Origin of the sequence: Paraburkholderia phenoliruptrix (assembly GCF_019511605.1) — a bacterium.
In the GTDB taxonomy this organism is placed as follows: domain Bacteria; phylum Pseudomonadota; class Gammaproteobacteria; order Burkholderiales; family Burkholderiaceae; genus Paraburkholderia; species Paraburkholderia phenoliruptrix_A.
This window is the reverse complement of sequence record NZ_JAEUAV010000002.1, coordinates 43,807-69,021: the sequence shown is the minus strand read 5'-3', so window position 1 is coordinate 69,021 and position 25,215 is coordinate 43,807. Positions and strand designations below refer to the sequence as shown.

The following is a 25,215-nucleotide window of genomic DNA, read 5'->3' as shown; positions in this document are numbered from 1 at the left end:
GTTAGCGAGTACGAAGGGCGGCGAGCAACCCTTCGACCGGTTGTAAACGAACATCCAGCTCGGCAAGCAACACGCTTCGCATGTCCTTGCGGAACACCTCGAGCCATGCGCCGGGCGCGCCGGGAGCCGGCGGCTGCTCCGCCTCCGCCTGCTGCCCCGAGTCGCGCAGGCGCTCAAAGTGTCCGGCGAGCAGCACCGGCAGATTAGCCAGCAGGCTGCGCTCGCGTTCGGCGAGCGCGCGCTCCATCACGGCGTCCAGCAGCGCAAGGCGGCCCATCGCGGGCGTTCTCGCGGCGAGCAACGCGCGCAGCCGGCCGCGCAGGTTGCCGACACCCGTTTCCATCGATTGCTGCATGGCCTGGTAGCGCTGGCGAAACAACGCGTAGTCCACGGGCACGGCGGGCGCAGCGACGTGTGCGGACCCGCGGCGTCTCGCGCTCACGAACGCGCTGTCGCCGGTGATGGTGTTGACGAGCGAGCTTCGAACCCGCGCGCACTCCGCTTCTTCCGCGCTGCCGAAGGTTCGCGCGCCCGCCGGCACGGCGGGCGGCGCGCCAGTCAGCGCCGAGGACAGCGCGATCGCGTCCGTCCAGCCGAGCCACTGGCTCAGCCGGTCCGATAGCGATTGCCGCGGTTCGGGAACGTCGACTTGCGCGAAACGCGCCAGCAGGCGAACGAGCTCGGGGCCGCTGAGTGCTGTGCGTTGGGGGGCTTGCAACATACCGCCGGATGCAAAAAAAGTCAGCAGTTTACACGCTGACGCCCGCGACGGCTTCGGTCCCTATAAGAACGTCGTGCGACGCGGACATCCTGGCGCTTGTGAATGGACGTTTTGTGCGCTCCGTGCCTTAGGGTTGCAGCGGCGGGTTGCAGCGGCGGGTTGCAGCCGCGCGCCCGGCTGCTGCCGCCACCCATGTCCATCCGCTCAGATCGCGCCGCGCGGCCGCTGCTGGTCGGTATCGACGCAGCACACGAGCGCATCGGCATCTTCATCGCCCACGCTCAGATAGATATGCCCGACCGAGCTGTCGAAGTAGAGGCTGTCGCCCGGCATCAGCCTGAACGACTTGCCGTTCTCGAAGCGCAGTTCGAGCTCGCCGGCGAGCAGGAACACGAACTCCTCGCCCGAATGCCGGATGTACTCGGGGAAATCCGCCACGGCGCGCGCGTGGATGTGCGCGCGCATCGGCATCATGCGCTTGCCGGTCAGATTGTTGGCGAGCATGCCGTACTCGTAGTTCGGCGTGTCGTACACGTGCTGCTTGCCCGCCGCGGTGAACGACGGCTTCATCGCGCCGGAAGCGGGCTTGCGACGCCGGCCGAAAATCGCGTCGAACTCGAGTTCGAGCGAATGCGCGAGCGCCGCGAACTTGTCGTAGGTGAGCGCGATGTCGCCGCGCTCGGCCTTCGAGATCGTCGAAACGGCAATGCCCGAGCGCTCCGACAGTTCGGCGAGCGTCAGTCCGCGCGCCTTGCGCGCCTGCCGCAAATGCCCGCCCACCAGCTTGTGATCCAGCGCAGGCGGGGCTTCGCGCGCGGGCGACCTGGGTTTTTCCACTACGCCTTTGGCCATCTCGACTCATTCCATTTGCCAGAAAATTTCTCGTATACGAGAAATTATTTTTTTCTCGTATATGATAACTCACGTCGATTCCACCATCCTGTGGGGCCCGTACCGTGTCTACTCTTGCGCTCAGTAAGTCTGGCTTGTCCAGAACCCGCGTCATCACTGCCACGACCATCGGCACGGCGCTCGAATTCTACGATTTCACGATCTATAGCTTCTTCGCCATCCAGATCGGGCAGTTGTTCTTTCCGGGCGAGTCTTCCGTCAATCAGTTCCTGCTGTCCATCGGCGTGTTCGGCGTGGGCTTCGTGGTGCGGCCGCTGGGCGGCGTGGTGATCGGAGCCTACGCGGACCGCGCGGGCCGCAAGAACGCGATGGTTCTCACCATCATGCTGATGGCGCTCAGTTGCGCGATGATCGCCTGTGCGCCCACCTACGCGGTCGCGGGACTCGCGGCGCCGCTGATCGTGCTTCTCGCGCGTCTGATCCAGGGTTTCGCGGCGGGCGGCGAGTTCGGGCCGGGCACGACGCTGCTTGTCGAATACGCGACCGACAACACGCGCGCTTTCTTCGCGAGCTGGAATTTCGCGGCGACCGCAGCGGGCCTCGTGCTCGGAGCGCTGGTCGCGACTCTCGTCAACGTGGCGCTGCCGAAGCAGGCCGTGCTCGAGTGGGGCTGGCGCATTCCGTTCGTGCTCGGCATCGTCGCCGCGCCGGCCGGCATGCTGATCCGCCGGCGCCTCGAAGAAACGCTGAGCTCGCGCGAACCTCACGAAGCGGCGCCGCGCGGCGCGCTGAGGGCCGCGCTGACCACTCATCTGAAGCTGACCATTCTCGGCACCTTCGCCGAATTGGGTGGCTCCGTCTCCGTGTACATCACCGCGTTTTTTCTCCCGAGCCACGCGGCACGCGTGCTGCATCTTTCGTCGACGTCGGCGGTCATCTCGGGTATCGTCAGTTCGCTTGCGCTGTTCGTCGCGGCGCCGCTTGCCGGCATGCTGGCTGATCGCTACACCCGCAAGCGCGTACTGGTGATCTCGCGCGTCGCGATGCTGTTGCTCGTGTATCCGGCATTCGCATTTTTGAGCGCACATCCGTCGATGACCGCGCTTTGCATCGTCTCCGCGCTGCTTGCCGTGTTCGTCTCCGGGCAGATCGTGCCAGTGCTGGTGATGATTCCAGAACTATTCCCGAAGCATGTGCGCGCAACGGGAATCGCGTTGACCTATGTGGTCAGCGCATCGTTTTTCGGCGGTTTTTCGCCGTTTATTGCAAGCTGGCTGGTGGCGCGCACCGGCAATCTGCTGGCACCGGCCTGGTACGTCGCCGCCGCGTGCGCAATTTCTCTCGTGCCGGTAATCTGGCTGAAGGACCGCACAGGCGAAGCACTTGCATGACGAAGGGGACGCAATGATGCAGGACAACGTGAATCAGGACGACGGATTGCCGAGCCGCAGCGCGGTCGAACTGCGCCGCATGATCGGCACGAAAGAAATTTCGCCGGTCGAATTGCTCGACGCGTGCATCGCGCGCATCGAGGCCGTGAATCCAGCGGTCAACGCAATTACCGCAACTGACTTTCCCCGTGCGCGGGCCCTGGCGAAACGCGCCGAGAAACAGGTACTCGACGGCGAGCCGTTGGGTCTCCTGCATGGCCTGCCACTCGGCGTGAAAGACCTGGAAAATACCGCCGGACTCCTGACTACTTATGGCTCGCCCATGTCGCGCGGCAATGTTCCCGCGCAGGACGTGGTGCTTGTCGAGCGCCTGCGTGCCGCCGGGGCGATCGTCACCGCGAAGACCAACGTGCCGGAACTGGGCGCGGGAGCCAACACGCGCAACCCCGTGTGGGGCGCAACCGGCAATCCGTTCAATACAGCGTTGAACGCGGGTGGCTCGTCCGGAGGTTCGGCGGCGGCGCTTGCCTGCGACATGTTGCCTGTCTGCACCGGCTCGGACACGGGTGGCTCGCTGCGCATTCCGGCTTCCAAATGCGGCGTGGTGGGCTTTCGTCCGACGCCGGGGCTTGTACCGAATTCGCGCAAGCTGGTGGGCTGGTCGCCGATCTCCGTGGTCGGGCCAATGGGTCGCACGGTTGCCGACGCATGCCTGCAACTCGCCGCCACCGCGGGCATCTCGGCAGGCGATCCACTCAGTTCTGCCGTCGATCCGCTCGGCTTTGCGGTACCCGCCGACATCGACCTCGGCACTCTGCGAGTGGGTTGGACCGAAGACTTCGGCAGTTGCGACGTGGATGCGTCGATTCGCACCGTGTTTCGCGAGCGCATGGCGTTGATCGCGCCGTTTTTCCGTTCCTGCGAGGAAGTACGCTTCGATCTCGGCGACGTGCATCGTTGCTTCGACGTGATTCGTGCGGAGAGTTTCGTCGCCGGTCTGCACGACGCCTATACGCACGACCCGAATCAGCTCGGTCCCAACACCCGTGCCAACTACGAGCTCGGCGCGAGCATGAGCCTCGCAGACAGCGCTTGGGCGCAAGCGGAGCAAACGCGCATCTTCAAACGCTTCCAGGCCGCGTTCCAGCAGTACGACGTGATTTTCTCGCCGACCACGCCGGTGTCGCCGTTTCCGTGGCAACAGCTCTACGCCGCGCAAATCGACGGGCGCGAGCAGGACAACTATTACCGCTGGCTCGCGCTCACCTACGTGGTCACGCTCACTACGCACCCGGCTGTGTCACTGCCATGCGGTCTCGATCACGCGGGCATGCCGTTCGGCTTGCAGATCGTCGGGCCGTTTCATGGCGATCGCAAGACCCTGGCGGTCGCGCACGCACTGGAGCAGGTCTTTGCGCAATCGCCCATGTTGCGGCGTCCGCGACCGGATCTGTCGAAGCTCACGAAGCCGGATGCGTCGTTAAAATCCATTGTGACCTCGCCTCCTCTTTTCACCGACTCCAGCGCCGGCAGCGCGGGCCTTTCCGCGGTCTAACCGATGACAGCAACCAGATTCGATACGGTAGTGTTGGGCGCCGGCATTGTCGGCGTGTGCGTGGCCGTTCATTTGCAAAAGCGCGGCCGGCAGGTCGCCCTGGTGGACCGCAAGCCGCCAGGCAACGAGACTTCGTTCGGCAACGCCGGGCTGATTCAGCGCGAAGGCGTCTACCCGTATGCATTTCCGCGCGGACTGGGTACGTTGCTTCGCTATGCGCGCAACCAGTCGCTCGACGTTCGCTACCACGCCGACGCGCTTTTTCGCGCGGCGCCGTTCCTGTGGCGATACTGGCTCAATTCCGAGCCCGCAAGACACGCGGCGATTGCCAGGTCGTATTCGACGCTGATCGAGCACTGCGTGAGCGAGCACCGCGCGCTGGCCACGGCTGCCGGCGCGAGCGCATTGCTGCGCCCGACAGGCTGGATCAAGGTATTTCGCAGCACTGCCGCTCGAGATGCGGAATTCACGCACGCCGAACAATGGCGGCGCGAATACGGCGTCGCCTTCGAAACGCTCGACGCGCCCCGCCTGCAGCAGGTAGAGCCTGATCTGGACAAAACGTTGCTGGGTGCTCTGCGCTACACGCAGGCAGATTCGGTGAGCGATCCGAATGCGCTCGTCACGGCCTACGCGAAATACTTCGAGAGCCTTGGCGGACGATTCTTTACCGGCGACGCCAATACCCTGCGCGACGGCTGGCAGGTCACGACCAGCGAGGGGACGATTGCGGCTTCGTCGGCGGTTATCGCGCTCGGGCCGTGGTCAGGCGTGCTCAGCTCGCGGCTGGGTTATCGCCTGCCGCTCGGCGTGAAGCGCGGCTATCACATGCACTATGCGCCACGCGCGGGGGCACGCCTGAATCATCCGGTGCTCGACGCCGAGCGCGGCTATCTGCTCGCGCCAATGGCGCGCGGCATTCGCTTGACGACCGGCGCCGAAATTGCGCTGCTCGACGCACCCAAAACGCCGACACAACTCGCCGCCGTCGAGCCGATTGCGCGCACGCTGTTTCCGCTCGACAAGCGCCTCGACGATCAACCGTGGATGGGCGCGCGGCCATGTACGCCCGACATGATGCCGGTTATCGGGCGGGCTGAACAACACCAGGGCTTGTGGTTCGCATTCGGCCACGCGCACCACGGACTCACGCTCGGTCCGGTGACAGGCCGCCTGATCGCCGAAATGATGACCGGTGAAGAAACGCTCGTGGAGACGCGGCCCTTCAGGGTGAACCGGTTCTAGCGGCTGACAGAAGCGGCGTGCGCCGCTTCTGTCAGTGCAGCGGTTGCAACGCCGTCCATTGCGTCCAGCCGGTATCGCCTTGGGCCGCGCTGATACGCAACGCGCGCGAACCGTCCGCGAAAATAATCGATTCGGCACAACATGCTTCGGGGTCCGGAAGATCGCGCACGCCCACAAAGCCAATCTCGTGTTTGAATGCCAGATTGCCCTCGCGCAATATGTCGAGATAAGACGGCTCATCGTCGTCGAATGGCTGAGCCGTGCAACGATTCAACAGCACGGCAGCGACTTCTGCATCACACATGTCTCTCTCCTGACCAACGCAACACCGCCTGACTCAGCGGTGCTCAAGCTTGTCTTCTTGATGAAATCATTCTAGAAGCAGTGGCCGAACATTCCACCTGCTTCACCGCCCGACTAACGCTGCTCACGCCGTGTTGCGAAGCGGCTGGCGCGGGACAGTTTGCCGCTGCACTCGGCAGCGCTGCCTGGGCGGCCGAACAGAAAGCCCTGCAGAAAATCGCAACCCATCTCGCGCAGCAACGACGCCTGCTCCTCGGTCTCCACGCCTTCCGCTGTGACGGATATTGCGCATGCGTGGGCCATTCTCACCAGCGCGTGTGCAATTGCCGCGCAGTCCTTGTCGTGCGGCAAACCCGCCACAAACGAGCGGTCGATCTTCAGGCCGTGCGGCGAAAAGCGCTTCAGGTACGACATGGACGCATAACCGGTGCCGAAGTCGTCGATTGCGAGCCTCACGCCCATCCTGGTCAACGCGGATATGGTCGCGCCTATAGTCGGGTCGTCGGGCATCAGCATGCCTTCGGTAATCTCCAGTTGCAAAGCGGACGGTTCTAGCCCCGTGTTCGCGAGGCACTCAGCGACATGTTGCACGAGGTGTTCGTTGAACTGAACCGGCGAGATATTGATGGAAACAGTGACGTCCGGCGCAATGTTCCAGCGCCAGTCAGCAACCTGCGCGCACGCCTGCGCGAGGACCCAGCCGCCGATGCTTTCCATCAAGCCCGCCTGTTCAGCAATGGGAACGAATTCGGCCGGTGATACGTCGCCAAGCTCGCTGCTCGTCCAGCGCAACAATGCCTCGACTCCTACGGTTTCGCGGGCGGCGGCATTCACGACTGGCTGATAGGCCAGCCTGAATTCACCCGCGTCAAGCGCACCGCGCAGCCGTTCCTCAATCGCAAAGCGGCGCTGCGCCGCTTCGTGCATGTCGCCGGTGAAAAACCGCAAGCTACCGGGGCCCTGCGTTTTCGCGCGACGCATCGCGGCGCCCGCATCGCGCATCAGCACAGCGGCGTCGCGCGAATGGACGGCGCCGAGCGCTACGCCGCCCGACGCGCTCACGCGGTACGCGCGGCCCGCAATCACAAATGGCTCGGCGAACAGCCCGAGTATCTGACGCGCATACGCCGGCAGCGTCGGCACGTCGCGGTCACCGTCTGTAACAATCACAAACTCATCACCGCCGATGCGTGCAAGCAGATCGTTCGCCGCCACGCGGCCTGCAAGCCGCTGCGCGACGCTGCGCAACAGGCGGTCGCCAAGATCATAGTCGGCCATGTCGTTGATCCTGCTGAAGCAGTCCAGGTTGACCACAATCATCGCGACATGCGCGGCGCGCGCAGATCGTAGCCACTGCTGGGCTCGTCCTGTCACGTAAGCGCGGTTATAGACGCCGGTGAGCGAATCGATAAACGAGCCGTGCGCAGGGTGACAATGCGCGTGCGTTCGCGCAGTTGCTGCTGCGAATGCAGAGTCCGTCCAGGCGGGATGCACTCTGAGATCGGAACGACTTGCCGATAGCGCGGGGACTTGCTCAGTCATCGTTACACTCCTATGCTAAGCCTTACACATTAATTACCGACAGACCGCTTTATGTACTCACATACCTTATAAAAAACATCAAGGACTACGTTGCAAATGACTTCGTCATGCTAGGGAAAACAAGTACTCCGACGTTGCAGCCGTGCCTCCACGATATGCCGGCATAGGCCACTTGAGAACGGGCCGCGCTGGTGAACGCGTAAAGCAACGGCGAACGCTTCGCCTCATGCCACAAACCGCCGGACCACACTTATGAAGATCCATCAACTGCGCGTACTGATCGCGATTGCAGACGCGGGCAGCGTCAGAGGCGCCGCTCGCGCGCTGGCTTCTTCGCCCGCTGCCGTCACGCAAAACATCCAGCAGCTTGAAGAAACCGTGCGCATGCAGCTGGTCGTACGCACTTCGTCGGGCGTGACGCTCACGGCGTGCGGGCAGACACTGCTTGCACATGCGCGGCTCGTCGCCGCGCAGATGACGCGCGCACATCAGGCCATGGACGCGATGCGCGGCGAACCGAGTGGGCGTCTTTCCATTGCCGTGACCGCATGGGTCGCGTTGACGTTTCTGCCCGAAGCCGTGGAGCGTTTTCGCGCCAGAATGCCTGCAATCCAGCTGGAATTGTTCGAGGGGCTGCTCGCCATCGCAACACCGCGTCTGCGCGACGGCAGTCTGGACATTTACGTGGGGCGGCAAGCGCCTGGCGCAACTACTTGCGACTTCAACTATCAGCCGCTCTTCGCCACCAGCCGCGCGATCGTGGCTCGCCGCGGCCATCCGCGTGCCGAATCGCGCTCTCTCGCGGACTTGCTCGACGACGACTGGCTGGTTGCGCTCGATCCTGAAACGGAAGGGCAGGCGTCCTATCAGATGTTCGCCCGCTATGGCTTGCCCGTGCCGCGCAGCATCCACTTTCTGCATTCGCTCACGGTAGCGCTCGCGCTCCTCAAGCGCACGGACATGGTGAGCATTTTTCCATGGCCGCTCGTCGAGCTGTGCGCGGCGCGCGACGGTTTGTGCGCGATCCCGCTACGGGAAGAACTGGAGGACTCCACAGTCGGCATCATCATGCGCACCGGCGAGCCTGCCGATGCTGCGTCGCGATGCTTTATCGATTGCCTGCTAGAAACGATTCGCGACGAATCATGGGACCGCAGCCCGGACATTCGCCGGGCCATGCAATCCGTGGAAGTACTGGTGTGACGCATGGGCCCGGTCGGGCGCGGGCACATGCTGCTGCAAATGAAAAACGCCGCGAGCGTAAGGCTCGCGGCGTTGGTAACGCTGAATCAGGACTGGACGATCAGGCGGTCACAGTCACTCGCCGCGGCGACACGGCAGAGACGACAAACGCCACCACGACGTTCGCTACGAGAGCGATCAGGCCAATGTAGACCGGATATACCGCATCGCCGAGATGCAGTGCGAACACCGGCTTGAGCCCTTGAGACACCGCAAGCGAAGTGCCGAGCACGATGCCGACCAGCCAGCCGCTAAAGAGCCCAGGCGTGTTCAGGCGACGCGTGTACAGCGAGAAAACGATCGCCGGGAAGATCTGCAAGATCCACACGCCGCCGAGCAGTTGCAGGTCGATTGCGTATTGCGTCGGCAGGAACACGATGAACAGCAGCGCGCCGAACTTCACGACGAGCGAGACGATCTTCGCGTTGGCCGCTTCGGCTTCAGGCGTGATGTTCGGCGAAACCAGCGGACGCCACAGATTGCGCGTGAACAGGTTGGCCGCGCCGATCGACATGATTGCCGCCGGCACCAGCGCGCTGATTGCAATGGCTGCCGCCGAAAAACCGACGAACCACGACGGGAACAGTGTGCTAAAGAGCGCCGGCACTATGTCCGAAGCAGACTTCACGTGCACGCCGGCCGCAATCGCCATGTAGCCGAGCAACGCAATCAAGCCCAGCAGCAGGGTGTAGGCCGGCAGGAAGATCGCGTTCTTGCGCACGGTGTTCGCCGACGACGACGACAGCACCGCCGTCATCGTGTGCGGGTACATGAAGGCGGCGAGCGCCGAACCCAGCGCGAGCGATGCATATGCGGTGAATTGCGCAGGCTTCAGGATAATGCCGGTTGCGCCGCCCTTCGCCTTGAAGTACGTATCCGCTGCGTCGAACACGTGCGCGTAGCCGCCGAGCTTGGCCGGAATCAGCCACACCGCCGCAATCACGACGATGTAGATCATGATGTCCTTGACGAACGCGATCATCGCCGGCGCACGCAAGCCGCTTGCGTATGTGTACAGCGCGAGAATCACAAAGGCGACGATCAGCGGCAATTCACCGGTAACGCCGAGCCCCTTGATCACCACCTGCATGCCGACCAGTTGCAGCGCAATGTACGGCATGGTCGCGACGATGCCGGTCAGCGCGACCGCTGCCGGAAACCACTTGCCGCCATACTCGCCATGCACGTAGTCGGCGGCCGTAATGTGGTGTTTCGCATGTGCGATTTTCCACAGCTTCGGCATGACTGCGAACACGAACGGGTAAACAATGATCGTGTACGGCAGTGCAAAGAAGCCATACGCACCGACAGAGTAGACCAGTGCCGGCACGGCGATCACCGTATATGCGGTGTAGAAGTCGCCGCCGACCAGGAACCAGGAGATGATCGTGCCGAACTGCCGGCCGCCCAGGCCCCACTCGTGCAATTGCGTCAAATCTCCGCGTTTCCAGCGCGCGGCAAAGAAGCCGATGACCGTGACAAGAGCAAAGAACGCGATGAAGACGGTCATCGCCACCGGATTGACGGGATTCAGGTCGCTCATTTGACACCTCGGTACACGACGTAAATCAGCAGCGAGGTCAACGGCACCCACAGAAACTGATACCAGTAGAAAAACGGAAAACCGGCGAACGACGGACGCGTGTCGTTATAGAAAGGCAGCCACAACAGCGCGATATACGGGAGCAAAAGAATGAGCCAGCGCCAGGACCGGCCGGCCGGTGGGGAGGTCTCCATGTACTTCTCCTAGATCTATTATTGACGCCGCGTTGCAGGACTCGTAGTCCCGCGCGCGGAAAACCGGTGCGGGCATCTGCGTGGAGTACCCACACAACGACGCTATCGGAACCGGAACCTGCTGTTTGCCCACTGCCGGCGCACGATGAGAAAGAGCATGAACCACGCCCGACATCGTCATACGAATGGTGGAGCGGGTTGCGCCGGCAGCGCGGCCAAGGCGTCCGCGAGACGCCATACGCCGCGGGGATGTAGTATTCGCCTTCGTACGCGTCCTTACAAGCGCGCAACTACGTAAGCGGACTACGTATTACTACGTAGCCGGGTGGCGGTCTTTTCAACGATGAAACTCAAAGCCAAGATTGTTCTGCTGGCTATTGTGCCCTTCCTCGCGGCTATTTCCAGCATCGAAATCGGTGTGCGCCGCGAAGCGACGGCGCTCGCGCAAGCGCAGCACGCGACCACCCAGGCCGCTTATATGGCCAGCAAGGAAATCGAGCTCAAGCATTACGTCGAGCTGGCGACGTCTGCGATCGCACCGTTGTACGAAGAAGACCAGGACAACGCCCGCGACGACGCGCTGCGCCGCACGCGCGCACTCGGCATTCTGGAAAAGATGGACTTCGGCAAGGACGGCTATTTCTTCGTCTACGACACGCACGGCCGCTCGCTGATGCATCCGCGCGAGCCGGATCTCGTTGGGCGCGATCTGTCCGAGCTGCGTGATCCGGAAGGCGTGCCGACCATTCAGAAGCTGCTCGCCGCCGCCGCGCAAGGCGGCGGCTATGTGCGCTATCTGTGGCATCGTCCGTCGACGGGCAAGATGGCTTCCAAACTCGGCTACGTGGTGCCGCTTCAACGCTGGGGCTGGATGATCGGCACGGGCATCTATCTGGACGACGTGGACACCACGCTCGCGGATATTGACCAGCGTGCAGCGACAAATATAGACCGCACGATGATGTGGATAGATACCATTGCGCTCGCCGGGCTCGCTGCGATCGCGCTGTGCGCGCTCGTGCTCAACATCACCGAATATCGCAGTGCGGACGCTAAACTCAAGCGGCTCGCCCAGCAGGTCGTCGAATCGCAAGAAAACGAACGCGCGCGGCTTTCGCGTGAATTGCACGACGGCATCAGTCAGATGATGGTGTCGGTAAAACTGCTGCTTGAATCGGCACTCGCCCGCTTCGAGCGCAGCGAGACGCGCGTGCCCGCCGCCGAGGCCGCGCTGTCGACCAGTCTCACGCGGCTCGGCGATACACTGCGTGAAATACGGCGCATTTCTCATGCACTGCGCCCCTCTATGCTCGACGACCTTGGCGTGGCGGCCGCAATCGAGCAACTCACGCGCGAACTCGGCGAACAGTCCGGTATTGAGATCGGCTTTACACAGATCACCCATACGCACGCCGCCTCGTTGACGGATGCGGTAAACACGGTGTTGTTCCGTATCGCGCAGGAAGCGTTGACCAACATCGTGCGCCACGCGCATGCGTCCAATGCTGCGCTTGCGCTGGAAATTTCGAACGACGCGGTCACGCTCAGCATCGCCGATAATGGCCGCGGTTTCGACGTCACGCATGCGTTTGTCGGCCGCCGTTCGGGTGTGGGCTTACGGAATATGCGCGAGCGCGTGGAAGCCCTTGGCGGCACGCTGGCGCTCAGTTCGCAGCCGGGCCACACGCTCGTGACCGCGCGCGTGCCACTCGGCGCTGCGGCAATGGAAGGCGATAGGCAGAGTCTGCAGGAAACCTCTTCATGAACGACACATCACATCCAACCACCCGCCTGATTCTGGTCGACGACCACCCGCTCGTTCGCGACGGCTTGCGTGCGCGGCTCGAAGCCGTGCGCAATCTCGAGGTGGTCGGCGAAGCAGGTAACGCGCAGGAGGCCCTCGCGCTCGCCGCAAGTCACGAACCGCATCTGGTGCTGATGGACGTCGGTATGAACGGAATGAACGGCATTGCGCTAGCCGGCATGTTCCATGAACGCTTTCCCGCCATCCGCGTGCTGATGCTTTCCATGCACGACAACCTGCAATACGTCACCCAGGCCGTGCGCGCAGGCGCCAGCGGCTACGTGTTGAAGGACTCGCCGGCAACCGAGATCATTCAGGCGATCAGCGCGGTGCTCGAGGGCAAGACGTATTTCAGCGCCGGGCTCGGCGCACGATTGATTCAGGCGTCGGCGATGCAGTCGCCGCTTGAACGGCTTACGCCACGCGAACGCGATATTCTTGATGCGCTAGCAGACGGCTTGTCCAGCAAGCAGATCGCGCAGCGCACGGATCTGTCAGTGCGTACAGTGGAAACGCATCGCCTGAATCTGAAGCGAAAGCTCGACATTGAAGGTCAGGCCGAGCTCATCAAGTTTGCGGTTGAGAACCGGCGCACGAGTCGCTAATGCAAAGCATGTCTCGCTGCGCAGTGAGTGGAGACAATCACGATGACACGCTTCATGCGGGCTCAGGCACGTACTCTGGAATGCGCCGCCTTAGGGTTATGTCTGTCGCTGACTTTCGTCGTGTCTGCGGCACAAGGCGAAGAACAGCGGATTAATCGTGGACATGATCCGTTCTTCCAGATTTCCAAAGCGATAGACGACTGTCCGGTTCCTTTGGGGCCGCTCGAAACGGAACAGGAATGGCTTGCCGACAGCCATTACCGCATTGAACGCGGCAACAGTTGCTGGATTGAAGGCCGTTGCCGCTTATCGAACGCATACTTGTACGATAAGGAAATTGCAGAAGCGGTGCAGCGTCGTCTTGCCAATATCAATGCCGCGACTCACTGGCGCGAACAGTCGACATTGTGGCTAACGCTGCAACGCCGGTTCATTTATGTGCAAGGCTGCGTTGCGTCAGGCTTCGACAAGCAGACGTTCCTCAGCGAACTCGCGAAGACCGCGGACGTGGAACGCGTGATCGACGACACCACAACGCAGCCGCGTGCCGCGCAACTGCCTTATAAAACGCGTGAAAACCCGGATCGGCCAGTAGTCGATCCGGGCAACTAGCTCACGGCAAAGATAGAGTCCAACAGCAAACAGAACTACCGTACGAGTGCAAATGCCTCGCGACTCGCTATTTCGGCAGCGCCATACACGCCCACCACCGTGTAATCCGACGCAACACACTCGAACGTGGATTCCATGAACGTAATGACGAAATGTCGCTTGCCCAACCCCGGCAACGACACGGTCGAGAGTTCATCCACGAGAGAGGAATGAATCACTTCATGCGCGCAGTAAGCCGTCAGACCGTTCGACGCCAGCGGATGAATCTGAAGATCGCGCTCCCCAGGCGGGCCGAGCCGGTGAAATACCGCGTCGGGAAATAGCACTGCACAGAAGGGATCATCGTCGGGATCAAATGGACCGAAGCGCTCGAAGTCGGACTCCGCTATCGGATAAGCGAGAATCACGCGGCGGTCGCTCGCGACAATGAATGGCTCGGCAGCGTCGGCTGCCGGATGAGGAACCGGCTCCAGCAGGAGAATCTGGTCCTCCTGCCGGGATGATTCAAGCGCGCTCGTCATGTGCTTCGCAATTTCCGTACGATTACGCGCTCGCCGCGGTCGAGGCCAGCGGAGCTGCCGCGCTCGTGGCAGGTACTGGAGCCGCGGCTTTTCTGCGGCCCGGCGCCTTAGTTGTGGCTTTAGTTGCGGCCTTGGTTGCAACTTTGGTTGCAGCCTTCGTTGCGGCTTTTTTAGCGCTGACCTTTCGCACTACCGCTTTCTTCGCAGCGGATTTTACTGCGGCCTTTCCACTTCCCACAGTTTGCTTGCCCGCCCTCGCCTTTTTCGCCACCGCTTTTTTAACGGCAGCTTTCTTGCTGACCGCGCCACTCGCAACGGAAGATTTCACGCTACCGGCCTTGCCCGCGGATGACGCCGCGCTCACGTCGATCAGAAACTTGCTGCGATCTTTCACCGATGCTAGCCAGGCAGGCGCCGGGCCACGTCCGCTCCACGTCGCGCCGGTAGTCGGGTGACGGTACTTCGGCGGCTGGGCGCCTTTCGGCTGGCCTTTGCCTTTCGCGCGCGTGGCGAGAATGCTGCTAGACGGCATGGACTGGCTCGCGCCATCGATCAGAAACAGGTTACGGTCTTTCGCAGCTGCGATCCAGCCAGGCGCGCGGCCGTGCCCTGTCCACGTTGCGCCGGTCTTCGGATCGCGATACTTCGCTAGCTTCTGCCCGCCTGCCGCGACCTTCGCCTTGCCGACTCCTGCATGGCCGTTCACACCATTGGCCGCGCGCCGCGCTTTTGCTCGTGCTTCGATATCCGCGGTGGTCAGGCCATGCTTGAGCATCAATTCGCGAATCTGGTCGATTGCGATTTGGGCTTTCCTTGCAATTAGGGCGTCAGCTTGCGCCTGAAGCTTCTTAAGCTTTGCCTGGATCTGTTCTAATGTGGACATTGGATTGCTCCTTATGTGGTAAGCGGTCGAACTATGCCATGAATAGCGAAAGAAAGGCATAGGCCATTGGCCGGAAAAACGCCAGTTCGTTTGCACAACGCATGCTGGAGTACGAGTTTTTTCTTTGATGCCTTGCATAGACGCCTTTTACCTGCCGTCGTTCTCTGCTGGTGCTTCTTTATGTCGTCTGTATTGCGCGTCGCTTCTTTCAGGCTATTTGCCTTCTCTCGTGTATTTCCAATTGTTGCAGGCCCGCTCAGGTCGGCGTAAAAACCGCAACCTGCCGATCGGCAATGTACCGGACACTGCGCAAGAAGCGGTATTGCTGGTCGTCGGCGGTTATCCGGTTGAGTCCTATGCGGGTCAGCGCCAGAATCTCGTCGGCCTGGCGGGAGTCGATTACGCCCTCGTCGCGCAGATCTTCGAGAGCGTGCGACGGATCGCCAACATAGACGCTGCGCACGTGTGCGCCGATTCTCATCAGAACCACGCTTGCACCCATGTCGAGCGCCAGTTCCAGGTAGACCGCCAGCGTTCGTAAAGACTCCGGCGTGCAAGTCTGGGCCTGATAGATCGCGGCATTCGATGGCGTCATGTCGGTTCCCCGTCACCTGTAGAGAAAAGGCGGCCACTGTGCATTGCGGCAATAGCCGCTTCTACTATAGGCAAGCATTCGGAGATTCAAAGCTTTCGGGTTCATTTTTTAACGCCGCATTGGCCGGTAATCCTGCGTTACCGATCTCGCAATGCTGTTTCACCTGTGTCGCAGGTGCCCTCCTACACTTCAGACGTCCATCGGGACAAAGAGCTTTGGTACCGCACATCAAGTGCAAGGAGAAGGGAAATGAACAAGAAGATCGTTGGCGCGGCACTCGGTCTGGCAGCTTTGGCGGTATCGTCGCTAGCTTCGGCACACGTGAACCTGGCCATCGGCGTGGGCGTTCCGGTCGGCGTGTATGCACCGCCGCCGCCCGTCTATGTTGCCCCTCCGGTTGCCTATGGCCCGGCTCCGGTCGCGGTGGCTTATGGCGGTTATCGGGCTTACGACGACCGCGGCGCGTGGCGCGAGCGGCGCGAATGGAGGGAGCGCGAATGGCGCCGCGAGCATTGGCGCGAACAGCAATGGCGCGAGCATGGGCGCTGGGGATATTGAACTAGTTGAACTAGTGCTAGCGGTTTTTACCGCTGACCGGTGGGTACTTGCAACTGAAAGTCAGGCTATAACGGAGCCGCCCAATGGCGGCCCGTTATCGTGGCCAGTTCCGGCCGGCCACGCGCGAGGCTTGCGCACGCAAAAAGTCATGCGATTCGCAGGCCATATGCCGGCAGAACTTCCTGAGTCGTCACGAAACGGTGCTGTTTCACCGCGTCGTGAAAAAGCCGGTAATCGCTTTTCTCGAATGCCTCGGTCCATACAGGTTTCTCGCCGGAATCGTCTTCTGCGCGAAGCCCGGTGGCTTTGTACTTCCAGGAGCCCACTCCTTTGGGCACATAGTCGGCAATGGTCTCTTTCAGACCGGGAATGCCGCCTTCCCGCACAAACTCGCAGATCGCGCGCAAGCGCTCGTTGTCGTCCATGATACGGTTCGTGTCGAGCAGTTCGGTGAGCGCCGCTTTTACGTTGTCCGGCATTCCCTCTTCGTTTTCGAAATCTTCGCGGCCGGCCACGTAAGCGCGCACCGCGCGGCACGCCATTTCGGCAGCCTCGACGAATTCGGGCAGGTTGTGCCTCTGTATGAACATATTCCTGCCGTCAATGTAATGCCACTTTGCCCACGGCTGATCCGGATAATGCAAAGCGGCCCCATGACCGACGGGTAGTGCGAGAGTGATCACGTCTTCCTCGACGTGCTGGATCAGGTGCTGCATCGCGAGCGTGAGGTTCTCCAGCCAGCCCGTGGGCGTGCAGTCTTGCGCCTCCAGAGAATGGACCCGGTTGCCTGGACTTTCTATGCCGGCGAACCCCTGGTGCGCCCACGTATCCACATACGTATGCAGCGTCACGCCGAGGCGGTGCAAACCGGTGTCTGTGCCGCGCTGCCGGATGGCGCGCCGCACGACCTCGCGCGCAACCGCGCTGTCCGCCCGGCATACGGCTTTTTCTTCGAGCGTCGCGCCTTCTCCTGCGGGCAGAAAATGAAACGGCGCCCACACGAGCCGGTTCTGGTCGTTCTCGGTATTCGCGTAGTCGAAGGTCTTGTGCGCTGTGGCAAAGCGCTCGAAAGTTTCGCCGCCCTGGAACCGCAAGATGCCCGGCGTCGTCGCGTCGTCGACATACTGGCACGCGTGGGCGACGGTCAGCGCCTCACGCTCTGTCATTCCGGCCACCCGCGCGACAATGTAGATCACGCCGTAATGGAAGTCGATATTCATGGCAGACGCTCCTCATGCACGTTGAATGACAACATCAGCATTGGTAAACGAGCGGGTGCGCGGCGAGTTGAAAAAGATGTTGTTGTGGGTTGCCGTACGCTCTGCTCTTCCGTCCTATTCCATCTTCCATTTGGGTGGCGGAAAACGCCACGGTCATAAAAAAACCCCGCTGCGTTGCTTCGTAGCGGGGTTGCATTTCAGCGCACGTGGGCGGCGCCTTATTTCACGATGTCGAGCAGCTCGACTTCAAACGTCAAGTCGCTGTTCGGCGGAATGGTGCCCACGCCACGGCTGCCATAAGCGGTGGCGGCCGGGCAGGTCAGTTTGGCCTTGCCGCCCACTTTCATGGTCTGCACGCCCTGAGTCCAGCACGGAATCACGCGGTTCAGCGGAAACGTTGCCGGACCGCCGTGTTTCGCGGACGCGTCGAATTCAGTGCCGTTGGCAAGCGTGCCGCGATAGTTGACCTTGACGACATCCGTGGCCGCCGGCTGCGCGCCAGTGCCTTGCACCAGATGTTCGACCACCACGCCCGAAGGCAGCTTCTCAGTAGTTGAAGCGGCAGCCATGGCCGTCGAGGAAAGTACAGTAGCGGCGAGCAGAGCAACGATAGATTTCAAAACCAGTCTCCAGATGGGTAGGACAGCTCATTCTAGCGCACCGCTCAACGCGCGCCGCTCAAAGCGCACCGCCCAATGCGCGCCGTCAATTCAGCCGCAGCACTGAGACGGTGCTCGTGGCCTCGCCACGCGCGAGAAAATCGGCGAGTGCGGTTTCGCGTTCGCGGACCTCGGCGAGAGCGGCTGGATCGAGCAGCGCGGTAATCACTTCCTCCCGCTCGCGGCTTGCCTGCGCGATCACGTCGCCATAGGGGCTCCAGATCGCGCTTGCGCCGCAGGTGTCCCAACCGCCGGTCGTGCCGACGTGATTCGACAGCAATACATACAGCGTGTTGTCGAACGCGCGTGCGGGGAACCAGATGCGCGACTGGTGATAGCCGGACTTGACGCTGAAAAGTCCGCTGACCAGATAGGCGTGAGCACCGTTCACTGCGGCCGTTCGTGCATGCTCGGGAAAGCCCGAGTCGTAGCAGACGCCCAGCGCGAGCCGCCATCCGTCGAGTTCCAGCATGCAGCCTTGCGTGCCTGGCCGGTAGATCTGCGCTTCGCTTCTATATAGATACTGCTTGTGATACGGCGCGCCGTCTTCGCCGCGGCAGTCGAATATCAGCGAAGAAATACGCAGGCCGTCCGCGCCATGCGTGGCCGCGCCGACGACTGCTGCAATGGAGTGCCGGCGGCATGTCTCCCGAAGCGGATCGAGGCGAGCATCCAGTGCTTCGAACGCGTATTTTGCAGGGTCGCCGGAAATCAGGCCGGGCTCATAGCCGCTCAGGAATTTCTCGGGAAAAACCACCAGTCTTGCGCCGCGCTCAGCCGCAATAGCGGTCAATTCGACCGCCCGGGCGATGTTCGCCGCCGTATCCCCGCAAACCGGCTGTGCCTGCGCGGCCGCGATCTGCAAGGGCACTTGGGGCAACGCCGAGAGCTTGTTATCCACGTAAACTCCTTTATCTATCGAAGCGCGACGCCGTGCGCCGACGCGATAGCCGATGGCGTCGAGCCAGGGCGGGTGCAAAGCTCCGGCATTTGAACACGGCGCGTTGCGACCTGTCAGTGCAATTCTTGTGAACCCGCGCTTCGCGCACGCGGTCCATAGGGAAGATGCAGTGACTAGTCGCCGTGCGCGAACCCCGATGCCAACGAACGCTTGCAATGAACGAACCGCTAGACCCCGATGACCCGGACGTTGCGTTGCCGGCGGCCGCGCCAGAACGGCGCCGCGCGCCGCGCCCGCGACGCATTCCGCGCAGCCGGGAGCAGCAGGCGCGGCTCGACGCTCGTGAGCCGGGTTTCGAACCGCTGCCGTTTTCGATCGACCAGGACGAGGCGCGCCGCCCGTTCGCCGCGAAGCTCAAAGAGTGGTTCGAGACACGCCGCTGGCAACCGTTCGATTTTCAGCGCGAAGTGTGGCGCGAAATGGAAAGAGGCGCGAGCGGCCTGTTGCATGCCACCACGGGTGCGGGAAAAACGTGGGCGGTGTGGTTCGGCGCGCTCGCAGCGTTTACGCGAGCCACGGGCGAGATCGCCGGCAATGAGCCGACCGCCCGGTCCACGCCTGCGCCCCGCTCCGCGCTCGCGCGCAAGCGGCCCGCTGTCGTGCAGCCCGAGCCGCTCACCGTGCTCTGGATTACGCCAATGCGCGCGCTCGCAGCCGACACGGCCCGCGCATTGCAAAGCTCGGCCACGGAACTCGCCGTGCCCTGGACCGTGGGCTTGCGAACCGGCGACACCTCCACGGCCGAACGCGCGCGGCAAAACCGGCGCATGCCGTCCGCACTGATTACCACGCCGGAGAGCCTGTCGCTCATCCTCACGCGGCCGGACGCACGGGACGTGCTCTCGCACGTGAGGCTGGTCATCGTCGACGAATGGCATGAACTGCTCGGCAACAAGCGCGGCACGCAAACGCAGTTGGCGCTCGCGCGGCTCGCGCATTGGCGGCCCGATTTGCAGGTATGGGGTTTGTCGGCGACGCTCGGCAATCTTCCTTTCGCCGCCGACGTGCTGCTCGCGCCCGTCAGGACACCGCGCGTGAGCGTGCACGGTCAGTTGCCGAAAGCATTGATCGTCGACACGGTCATTCCCGACACTATCGAACGCTTTCCGTGGGGCGGTCACATGGGCATGCGCCAGGTCGAGGCAGTGGCGGATGCAATCGGCGAGGCGCGCACATCGCTCGTCTTCACCAACACACGCTCGCAATGCGAAGTCTGGTATCAGGCTCTGCTCGAAGCGCGGCCCGAATGGGCCGGATCGATTGCGCTGCATCACGGCTCGCTCGATCAGGAGGTGCGCGAATGGGTCGAGCGCGGCCTGAAAAACGGTCTGCTCAAAGTCGTTGTGTGTACATCGAGTCTCGACCTCGGCGTCGACTTTCTGCCTGTAGAACGGGTCTTTCAGATTGGCTCGCCCAAAGGCGTCGCACGTTTGATGCAGCGCGCGGGCCGCTCGGGTCACGCGCCCGGGCGGCCGTCGCGCGTGACGATCGTGCCCACGCACGCGCTCGAACTCGTCGAAGCGGCAGCCGCGCGCGAAGCGGTCGACAAGCGCCAGATAGAAGGCCGCGAAACGCCTGAGAAACCCTTCGATGTTCTGGTGCAGCATCTGGTGACCATAGCGATTGGCGGCGGCTTCGAGCCGCATGATCTGTTCGACGAAGTGCGCAGCGCTTACGCATACCGGCAACTGACGCAGAGTGAGTTCGACTGGGCATTGACCTTCGTTGAAGGCGGCGGCACCGCGCTGCGCGCGTATCCGGACTATCACCGCGTGGTGCGCGAAAGCGACGGCCTGTATCGCGTGCCTCGCGAAGATCTCGTGCGCCGGCATCGCAACAACGTCGGCACGATCGTCGCCAACGGCACGCTGAACGTCGCGTATCTTGCCGGCGGCCGCATAGGCGCAATCGAGGAGTCGTTCATCTCGCGACTCAAACCCGGCGACATCTTTACGTTCGGCGGACGCACGCTCGAACTGATCCGGGTGCAGGACATGACCGCCTGGGTCAAACGCGCAACGTCCTCGCGCGGCGCGATGCCGCAATGGGCAGGAAGCCGCATGCCGCTCTCGTCCGAATTGGCGGACGCCACGCTCACCATGCTCGCGCGCGCCGCGGGCGGCATCTATGACGAGCCCGAAATGCGCGCGGTTCGACCGCTGCTCGAATTGCAGCAGAAATGGTCGGCGCTACCCGCTCCCGGCGTGCTGGTCGCCGAAGTACTCAAATCGCGCGAAGGGCATCACTTCTTCTGTTATCCGTTTGCGGGGCGCACCGCGCATATCGGTCTCGGTGCATTGCTCGCATGGAGAATTGCGCGCGACAAGCCTGGCACTTTCTCTATTTCAATGAACGACTATGGCTTCGAGTTGTTGTCCGCGCAACCATTCGACTGGGCTGACAAGCTTGAGAGCGGTTTGCTCTCCGAGGAGGAACTGGATCACGACATACTGGCAAGCCTGAATTCGTCGGAGCTATCGCGGCGCCGCTTCCGCGAAATTGCGCGCGTGTCGGGACTCGTGTTCCAGGGGCACCCCGGGCAGCAGAAAAGCGCCCGGCAACTCCAGGCTTCCAGTGGCCTCTTCTACGAAATATTCCGCAATCATGACAGCGGCAATCTGCTGCTCGACCAGGCCGACACGGAAGTCCTGCTGCAAGAACTCGACGCCAAACGCATTCGCACCGCGCTGCAACGGATGAACGCCAGCCGCCTCGTTCTCACGCACCCTAAAAAGCCGACGCCGTTTGGGTTTCCGCTGATTGTCGGCCGTCTGCGCGAGAAAGTCAGCACTGAAAAGCTCGCAGATCGCGTAGAGCGGATGCTCGCGGAACTCGAGAAGGCGGCTCGCGTATGAAGCCAGTTTCGTTGGCAGTCGATATTGCGGGCCACGCGCTTGTGCTGTCGAGCCTGCGCGCGGCTTTCGATCCCGCGCTGCGCTGCCTATTCGTCGCCGATGCGCATTTCGGCAAGGACGCGGTATTTCGCGCGCGCGGCGTGCCCGTGCCGGTCGGCTCCACTGCCGACAACCTGATGCGTCTGGACATACTGATCGCCACGTTCGAACCCGCCACGCTGGTTTTTCTCGGCGATCTGCTGCATGCACGCGAGGCACACGCGGAGGAAACGCTCGACGCGTTGCACGTCTGGCGCGCCCGGCATGCGGGTCTGCGGACCGTGCTCGTGGAAGGCAATCATGACCGGCATGCGGGCGCATTGCCGCCGACCCTGCGCGTCGACTACGTGCAGGAGCCGTGGCGGATTGGCCCGTGGGCGCTATGTCATCATCCGCAGACGGTTCAGGGTGCCTACGCACTCGCCGGTCATCTGCACCCGGTCTATCGCGTCGCGACGCGCAACGACTCGGTCCGCGTTCCGTGCTTTCGTTTCGGCCCGCAATATGGCGTGTTGCCCGCGTTCGGCAGCTTTACCGGCGGTGCACGCGACGACGGACGCGAAAGCGACGAACGAGTCTTTGTCGTGGCTCACGACAAGGTCATTGAAGTGCCGCGCTAGATCCATATACAGCATCTGGGCAGAGCGCTTTCGCCATACTTTTGGCGGCACGGCTGCTGCCCCAGCGCATTTGCGCATTTGCGCATCTACGCATCAACCAACACTCCCCACACGAACTTTTCCGCAAGCACATGCACCATTCGCCGCGCTAACGCCGCGAATCGCGCAACTGACGCGCGCCGAAGCCCGCCCCGCAAGGCTCACAGGAAACGGCTAGCAGTACGCGGGTTTACGTGTGTTTGACTCCGTTGAACAGCTTCGTTTACTGGACGCTGAATCAGCCTGTCGAATTTCTTTCGGTCTGCTTCGGTTATTCAACGGTGCTCGCAGAGCGCCTCTCCCCTCACAACCTCCAGGAGACAAGCCATGCCTCAAGTGTCGAGCAGCGCCATCGACGAACTGAAAAGTGCCATACGCGGACAACTCGTGCTTCCCGAAGATGCCGGCTTCAACGAAGCGCGCAGCATCTGGAACGCGATGATCGACTGCCGTCCCGCGATGATTCTGCGCTGCGCTGGTGTCGCCGACGTGCGTCGCGGTGTAGCCTTCGCGCGCGCTCACAATCTGCCGCTCGCGCTGCGCGGCGGCGGTCATAACATTGCCGGCAGCGCACTGTGCGAAGACGGCCTCGTGATGGACTTTTCGCGGATGAAATCGGTGCGTATCGATCCCGTGGCGAGACGCGCGTACGTCGAGCCTGGCGCGACGCTGGCCGATTTCGATCATGAAGCACAGGCCTTCGGGCTCGCGACGCCGCTCGGCATCAATTCGACTACCGGCGTCGCGGGTTTGACGCTGGGCGGCGGCTTTGGGTGGCTCAGCCGCAAATATGGCATGACCGTAGACAATCTGATTTCAGCAGACGTGGTGACGGCCGAAGGCGAGCTGCTTCGCGCCAGCGCCGAATCGAATGAAGATCTGTTCTGGGCGATTCGCGGCGGCGGCGGCAACTTCGGCGTGGTGACTTCGTTCGAGTTCGCGCTGCATCCGGTGGGCCCGATGGTGTACGGCGGACTCGTGGTCTTTCCGTTCGCTCAGGCAAGGGAGGCGCTCGTCAAATATCGCGCGGCGTCCACGCAGATGCCCGACGATCTGAGCGTGTGGGCGGTTCTGCGGCTCGCGCCGCCCCTGCCCTTCCTGCCCGCCGAGGTGCACGGCCAGCCGGTGGTCATCTTCGCGAGCTGCTACACCGGGCCGAGCGCGAACGGTCCTGCGGCACTCGCGCCAGTGAAGACATTCGGCACGCCGGTGGGCGAACATCTGGGCGAAATGCCCTATGTAATGTGGCAACAGGCATTCGACCCGCTGCTCGCGCCAGGATCGCGCAACTACTGGAAGTCGCACAACCTCGCCGGCATTGACGATGGGCTGATCGACGCGCTGCTTCAGTCGATTGAAAACCTGCCTTCGCCACAGTGCGAGATTTTCTTCGGGCAGATCGGCGCCCAGACACAGCGCGTGCCCGTCAATGCAACTGCCTATTCGAGCCGCGATACGCAATATGCGATGAACGTGCACGGTCGCTGGGACGATCCTGCCGACGACGAACGTTGCATCGCCTGGGCTCGCGCATTCTTTGCCGCGGCAGCGCCATATTCGCTCGGCAGTGTGTACGTCAATTTCATGACGCAGGAAGAAGCGAGCCGTGTGGCCGACGCTTATGGCCCGAACTACGAACGGCTGGTCGCGGTGAAAGGGCGCTACGACCCGCAGAATCTGTTTCGCCACAACCAGAACATTCGTCCGTCCATGTGAGTGTGATGCGAGTTTGAACAGCGAGGAGTGGGCGCGCGGGCTCGCGCCCACTCCTCGCCTCATGCGCTCATGTGCCTCTGCGCGGCCGGCATGAGTCAGGCACGGCAAATGCTGCCTTATCATAGACCTCGGTCATTATGGCCGGCGTCACAGCATTACCTTTATTCGATAAAGAAAAACCGCCTCGATAACGTAAAAGGATAACTATCATGCGCAGACGACAATTCATCACGACGGCCGGCGCGGCTTTCGCAACGGCAGGCCTTGGCCTCGCAGGTTGCACCACCACGTCCCCGTCTTCGAGCGCATCGGCGTCCGCCAACGCCAACAAGCGCGACACGATCAATGCGGGAGTCGACTCCACGCTTTCGCGTTTGTACGCCAATGTCGGCGGCTCGCGCGAACTCGTGGCCAAAGCGCGCGGCGTGCTGGTGTTCCCGTCAGTGATTTCGGCGGGCTTCTGGGTGGGCGGCCAATACGGCGAAGGCGCGCTGCGCGTAGGCGGTCGCATCACCGGCTACTACAGCACGGTGGCAGGATCGTTCGGCTTGCAGATCGGCGCGCAATCGAAGGCGCTTGTTTTCCTGTTCATGACGCAGGAAGCACTCGACAAATTCCTCAATAGCCAGGGCTGGGCAGCGGGCGCCGACGCGACCGTCGCCGTGCTGAAGGTCGGCGCGAACGGTGCAATCGACACGTCGACGGCAACGAGCCCCGTGGAGGCATTCGTGCTGACCAATGGTGGGCTGATGGCCGGCGTGTCGCTGGAAGGCACGAAGGTCTCGCGCCTCATCATCTGACCTTCGTGTAAGCCGCGCGGCGGCTTGTCCGACCGCGTGGCGTGGCGTGGATTGGCTCGCGGGCGCGCTCAATGCGGCGCGTTCGCTTCCGCGGTCGTCGCTGCATCCGCTGCTGCGTCTGCCTTCCCAGCCGATGCGCG

General features: G+C 62.4%; 24 protein-coding genes. 12 read left to right on the top strand and 12 right to left on the bottom strand.

Annotated features, from left to right (window positions below):
- Nucleotide 1 precedes the first annotated feature (1 nt).
- Nucleotides 2-721: a DUF3348 domain-containing protein gene (locus JNB89_RS03790; protein WP_220361316.1), complete on the bottom strand. Its 720-nt coding sequence runs from the start codon at nucleotides 719-721 to the stop codon at nucleotides 2-4.
- Between the two features lie 204 nt (nucleotides 722-925).
- On the bottom strand, nucleotides 926-1,573 hold the full coding sequence (locus tag JNB89_RS03785) for a helix-turn-helix domain-containing protein (protein ID WP_220361315.1): 648 nt from the start codon (nucleotides 1,571-1,573) through the stop codon (nucleotides 926-928).
- 104 nt (nucleotides 1,574-1,677) lie between these two features.
- Here JNB89_RS03785 and JNB89_RS03780 point away from each other — a divergent pair, with 104 nt between their 5' ends.
- From JNB89_RS03780 to JNB89_RS03770, 3 genes are read left to right on the top strand one after another with little or no spacing between them, the layout of a single operon-like run.
- On the top strand, nucleotides 1,678-2,964 hold the full coding sequence (locus JNB89_RS03780) for an MFS transporter (protein ID WP_135891285.1): 1,287 nt from the start codon (nucleotides 1,678-1,680) through the stop codon (nucleotides 2,962-2,964).
- A 13-nt stretch (nucleotides 2,965-2,977) separates the two neighbouring features.
- The gene (locus JNB89_RS03775) at nucleotides 2,978-4,519 is read left to right on the top strand and encodes an amidase (RefSeq protein ID WP_220361314.1); all 1,542 of its coding nucleotides are present in this window, start codon (nucleotides 2,978-2,980) and stop codon (nucleotides 4,517-4,519) included.
- Between the two features lie 3 nt (nucleotides 4,520-4,522).
- On the top strand, nucleotides 4,523-5,764 hold the full coding sequence (locus tag JNB89_RS03770; protein ID WP_220361313.1) for an NAD(P)/FAD-dependent oxidoreductase: 1,242 nt from the start codon (nucleotides 4,523-4,525) through the stop codon (nucleotides 5,762-5,764).
- Between the two features lie 31 nt (nucleotides 5,765-5,795).
- On the opposite strand, the gene JNB89_RS03765 is transcribed toward JNB89_RS03770, so the two are convergent.
- Together JNB89_RS03765 and JNB89_RS03760 are read right to left on the bottom strand one after the other, a co-directional pair.
- Nucleotides 5,796-6,068 (bottom strand): hypothetical protein, encoded by a 273-nt coding sequence (locus JNB89_RS03765; RefSeq protein ID WP_013342691.1) that lies wholly within the window; start codon nucleotides 6,066-6,068, stop codon nucleotides 5,796-5,798.
- Between the two features lie 113 nt (nucleotides 6,069-6,181).
- Nucleotides 6,182-7,609 carry a putative bifunctional diguanylate cyclase/phosphodiesterase gene (locus tag JNB89_RS03760; protein WP_220361312.1) on the bottom strand — a complete coding sequence of 476 codons (1,428 nt, stop codon included), beginning with the start codon at nucleotides 7,607-7,609 and terminating at the stop codon, nucleotides 6,182-6,184.
- A gap of 252 nt (nucleotides 7,610-7,861) precedes the next feature.
- Between JNB89_RS03760 and JNB89_RS03755 the strand changes: the two genes are divergently transcribed.
- Entirely contained in the window at nucleotides 7,862-8,812 is a 951-nt protein-coding gene (locus JNB89_RS03755) for a LysR family transcriptional regulator (RefSeq protein ID WP_135891281.1), read from the top strand.
- Nucleotides 8,813-8,912: 100 nt separating this feature from the next.
- On the opposite strand, the gene mctP is transcribed toward JNB89_RS03755, so the two are convergent.
- Together mctP and JNB89_RS03745 are read right to left on the bottom strand one after the other, a co-directional pair.
- Nucleotides 8,913-10,394: a monocarboxylate uptake permease MctP gene (mctP, locus tag JNB89_RS03750; RefSeq protein ID WP_013342688.1), complete on the bottom strand. Its 1,482-nt coding sequence runs from the start codon at nucleotides 10,392-10,394 to the stop codon at nucleotides 8,913-8,915.
- Nucleotides 10,391-10,588 (bottom strand): DUF3311 domain-containing protein, encoded by a 198-nt coding sequence (locus JNB89_RS03745; RefSeq protein WP_220361311.1) that lies wholly within the window; start codon nucleotides 10,586-10,588, stop codon nucleotides 10,391-10,393. The genes mctP and JNB89_RS03745 overlap by 4 nt, the downstream gene beginning before the upstream one ends.
- 343 nt (nucleotides 10,589-10,931) lie before the next feature.
- Here JNB89_RS03745 and JNB89_RS03740 point away from each other — a divergent pair, with 343 nt between their 5' ends.
- From JNB89_RS03740 to JNB89_RS03730, 3 genes are read left to right on the top strand one after another with little or no spacing between them, the layout of a single operon-like run.
- Complete coding sequence (locus tag JNB89_RS03740) at nucleotides 10,932-12,353, top strand: cache domain-containing protein (protein ID WP_013342686.1); 1,422 nt, start codon at nucleotides 10,932-10,934, stop codon at nucleotides 12,351-12,353.
- Nucleotides 12,350-12,997, top strand: a complete 648-nt coding sequence (locus tag JNB89_RS03735; RefSeq protein ID WP_220361310.1) for a response regulator — start codon at nucleotides 12,350-12,352, stop codon at nucleotides 12,995-12,997. Before JNB89_RS03740 ends, JNB89_RS03735 begins: the two co-directional genes overlap by 4 nt.
- Nucleotides 12,998-13,039: 42 nt before the next feature.
- On the top strand, nucleotides 13,040-13,609 hold the full coding sequence (locus JNB89_RS03730; protein ID WP_013342684.1) for a hypothetical protein: 570 nt from the start codon (nucleotides 13,040-13,042) through the stop codon (nucleotides 13,607-13,609).
- Nucleotides 13,610-13,644: 35 nt separating this feature from the next.
- Here the strand turns inward: JNB89_RS03730 and JNB89_RS03725 are convergent, their stop codons facing one another.
- The 3 genes from JNB89_RS03725 to JNB89_RS03715 all read right to left on the bottom strand — a co-directional run bounded on the left by JNB89_RS03725 (nucleotide 13,645) and on the right by JNB89_RS03715 (nucleotide 15,608).
- The gene (locus tag JNB89_RS03725) at nucleotides 13,645-14,130 is read right to left on the bottom strand and encodes a hypothetical protein (RefSeq protein WP_220361309.1); all 486 of its coding nucleotides are present in this window, start codon (nucleotides 14,128-14,130) and stop codon (nucleotides 13,645-13,647) included.
- 22 nt (nucleotides 14,131-14,152) lie between these two features.
- Nucleotides 14,153-15,013 (bottom strand): H-NS family nucleoid-associated regulatory protein, encoded by an 861-nt coding sequence (locus JNB89_RS03720; protein ID WP_220361636.1) that lies wholly within the window; start codon nucleotides 15,011-15,013, stop codon nucleotides 14,153-14,155.
- A gap of 256 nt (nucleotides 15,014-15,269) precedes the next feature.
- Nucleotides 15,270-15,608, bottom strand: a complete 339-nt coding sequence (locus tag JNB89_RS03715; protein WP_135891276.1) for a hypothetical protein — start codon at nucleotides 15,606-15,608, stop codon at nucleotides 15,270-15,272.
- Nucleotides 15,609-15,857: 249 nt separating this feature from the next.
- Here JNB89_RS03715 and JNB89_RS03710 point away from each other — a divergent pair, with 249 nt between their 5' ends.
- The gene (locus tag JNB89_RS03710) at nucleotides 15,858-16,166 is read left to right on the top strand and encodes a hypothetical protein (protein WP_135891275.1); all 309 of its coding nucleotides are present in this window, start codon (nucleotides 15,858-15,860) and stop codon (nucleotides 16,164-16,166) included.
- A gap of 146 nt (nucleotides 16,167-16,312) precedes the next feature.
- On the opposite strand, the gene JNB89_RS03705 is transcribed toward JNB89_RS03710, so the two are convergent.
- From JNB89_RS03705 to JNB89_RS03695, 3 genes are all read right to left on the bottom strand, one after another.
- Nucleotides 16,313-17,386: a DUF6765 family protein gene (locus JNB89_RS03705; protein WP_220361308.1), complete on the bottom strand. Its 1,074-nt coding sequence runs from the start codon at nucleotides 17,384-17,386 to the stop codon at nucleotides 16,313-16,315.
- 218 nt (nucleotides 17,387-17,604) lie between these two features.
- Complete coding sequence (locus JNB89_RS03700) at nucleotides 17,605-17,955, bottom strand: FKBP-type peptidyl-prolyl cis-trans isomerase (protein ID WP_218741235.1); 351 nt, start codon at nucleotides 17,953-17,955, stop codon at nucleotides 17,605-17,607.
- Between the two features lie 136 nt (nucleotides 17,956-18,091).
- On the bottom strand, nucleotides 18,092-18,946 hold the full coding sequence (locus JNB89_RS03695; protein ID WP_220361307.1) for a carbon-nitrogen hydrolase family protein: 855 nt from the start codon (nucleotides 18,944-18,946) through the stop codon (nucleotides 18,092-18,094).
- 215 nt (nucleotides 18,947-19,161) lie between these two features.
- Here JNB89_RS03695 and JNB89_RS03690 point away from each other — a divergent pair, with 215 nt between their 5' ends.
- The 4 genes from JNB89_RS03690 to JNB89_RS03675 all read left to right on the top strand — a co-directional run bounded on the left by JNB89_RS03690 (nucleotide 19,162) and on the right by JNB89_RS03675 (nucleotide 25,075).
- Nucleotides 19,162-21,861, top strand: coding sequence for a ligase-associated DNA damage response DEXH box helicase (locus JNB89_RS03690; protein ID WP_220361306.1), 2,700 nt, complete (start codon nucleotides 19,162-19,164; stop codon nucleotides 21,859-21,861).
- Nucleotides 21,858-22,520: a ligase-associated DNA damage response endonuclease PdeM gene (gene pdeM, locus JNB89_RS03685; RefSeq protein WP_220361305.1), complete on the top strand. Its 663-nt coding sequence runs from the start codon at nucleotides 21,858-21,860 to the stop codon at nucleotides 22,518-22,520. Before JNB89_RS03690 ends, pdeM begins: the two co-directional genes overlap by 4 nt.
- A gap of 366 nt (nucleotides 22,521-22,886) precedes the next feature.
- On the top strand, nucleotides 22,887-24,275 hold the full coding sequence (locus JNB89_RS03680; RefSeq protein ID WP_013342674.1) for an FAD-binding oxidoreductase: 1,389 nt from the start codon (nucleotides 22,887-22,889) through the stop codon (nucleotides 24,273-24,275).
- A gap of 209 nt (nucleotides 24,276-24,484) precedes the next feature.
- Entirely contained in the window at nucleotides 24,485-25,075 is a 591-nt protein-coding gene (locus JNB89_RS03675) for a BPSL1445 family SYLF domain-containing lipoprotein (protein ID WP_220361304.1), read from the top strand.
- Nucleotides 25,076-25,215: the final 140 nt, after the last annotated feature.

Bases quoted from the DNA above. Each gene is read 5' to 3' on its own strand.
- JNB89_RS03790 (WP_220361316.1), bottom strand. From the start codon at position 721: ATGTTGCAAGCCCCCCAACGCACAGCACTCAGCGGCCCCGAGCTCGTT.
- JNB89_RS03785 (WP_220361315.1), bottom strand. From the start codon at position 1,573: ATGGCCAAAGGCGTAGTGGAAAAACCCAGGTCGCCCGCGCGCGAAGCC.
- JNB89_RS03775 (WP_220361314.1), top strand. From the start codon at position 2,978: ATGATGCAGGACAACGTGAATCAGGACGACGGATTGCCGAGCCGCAGC.
- JNB89_RS03770 (WP_220361313.1), top strand. From the start codon at position 4,523: ATGACAGCAACCAGATTCGATACGGTAGTGTTGGGCGCCGGCATTGTC.
- JNB89_RS03765 (WP_013342691.1), bottom strand. From the start codon at position 6,068: ATGTGTGATGCAGAAGTCGCTGCCGTGCTGTTGAATCGTTGCACGGCT.
- JNB89_RS03760 (WP_220361312.1), bottom strand. From the start codon at position 7,609: ATGACTGAGCAAGTCCCCGCGCTATCGGCAAGTCGTTCCGATCTCAGA.
- JNB89_RS03755 (WP_135891281.1), top strand. From the start codon at position 7,862: ATGAAGATCCATCAACTGCGCGTACTGATCGCGATTGCAGACGCGGGC.
- mctP (WP_013342688.1), bottom strand. From the start codon at position 10,394: ATGAGCGACCTGAATCCCGTCAATCCGGTGGCGATGACCGTCTTCATC.
- JNB89_RS03745 (WP_220361311.1), bottom strand. From the start codon at position 10,588: ATGGAGACCTCCCCACCGGCCGGCCGGTCCTGGCGCTGGCTCATTCTT.
- JNB89_RS03740 (WP_013342686.1), top strand. From the start codon at position 10,932: ATGAAACTCAAAGCCAAGATTGTTCTGCTGGCTATTGTGCCCTTCCTC.
- JNB89_RS03735 (WP_220361310.1), top strand. From the start codon at position 12,350: ATGAACGACACATCACATCCAACCACCCGCCTGATTCTGGTCGACGAC.
- JNB89_RS03730 (WP_013342684.1), top strand. From the start codon at position 13,040: ATGACACGCTTCATGCGGGCTCAGGCACGTACTCTGGAATGCGCCGCC.
- JNB89_RS03725 (WP_220361309.1), bottom strand. From the start codon at position 14,130: ATGACGAGCGCGCTTGAATCATCCCGGCAGGAGGACCAGATTCTCCTG.
- JNB89_RS03720 (WP_220361636.1), bottom strand. From the start codon at position 15,013: ATGTCCACATTAGAACAGATCCAGGCAAAGCTTAAGAAGCTTCAGGCG.
- JNB89_RS03715 (WP_135891276.1), bottom strand. From the start codon at position 15,608: ATGACGCCATCGAATGCCGCGATCTATCAGGCCCAGACTTGCACGCCG.
- JNB89_RS03710 (WP_135891275.1), top strand. From the start codon at position 15,858: ATGAACAAGAAGATCGTTGGCGCGGCACTCGGTCTGGCAGCTTTGGCG.
- JNB89_RS03705 (WP_220361308.1), bottom strand. From the start codon at position 17,386: ATGAATATCGACTTCCATTACGGCGTGATCTACATTGTCGCGCGGGTG.
- JNB89_RS03700 (WP_218741235.1), bottom strand. From the start codon at position 17,955: ATGGCTGCCGCTTCAACTACTGAGAAGCTGCCTTCGGGCGTGGTGGTC.
- JNB89_RS03690 (WP_220361306.1), top strand. From the start codon at position 19,162: ATGAACGAACCGCTAGACCCCGATGACCCGGACGTTGCGTTGCCGGCG.
- pdeM (WP_220361305.1), top strand. From the start codon at position 21,858: ATGAAGCCAGTTTCGTTGGCAGTCGATATTGCGGGCCACGCGCTTGTG.
- JNB89_RS03680 (WP_013342674.1), top strand. From the start codon at position 22,887: ATGCCTCAAGTGTCGAGCAGCGCCATCGACGAACTGAAAAGTGCCATA.
- JNB89_RS03675 (WP_220361304.1), top strand. From the start codon at position 24,485: ATGCGCAGACGACAATTCATCACGACGGCCGGCGCGGCTTTCGCAACG.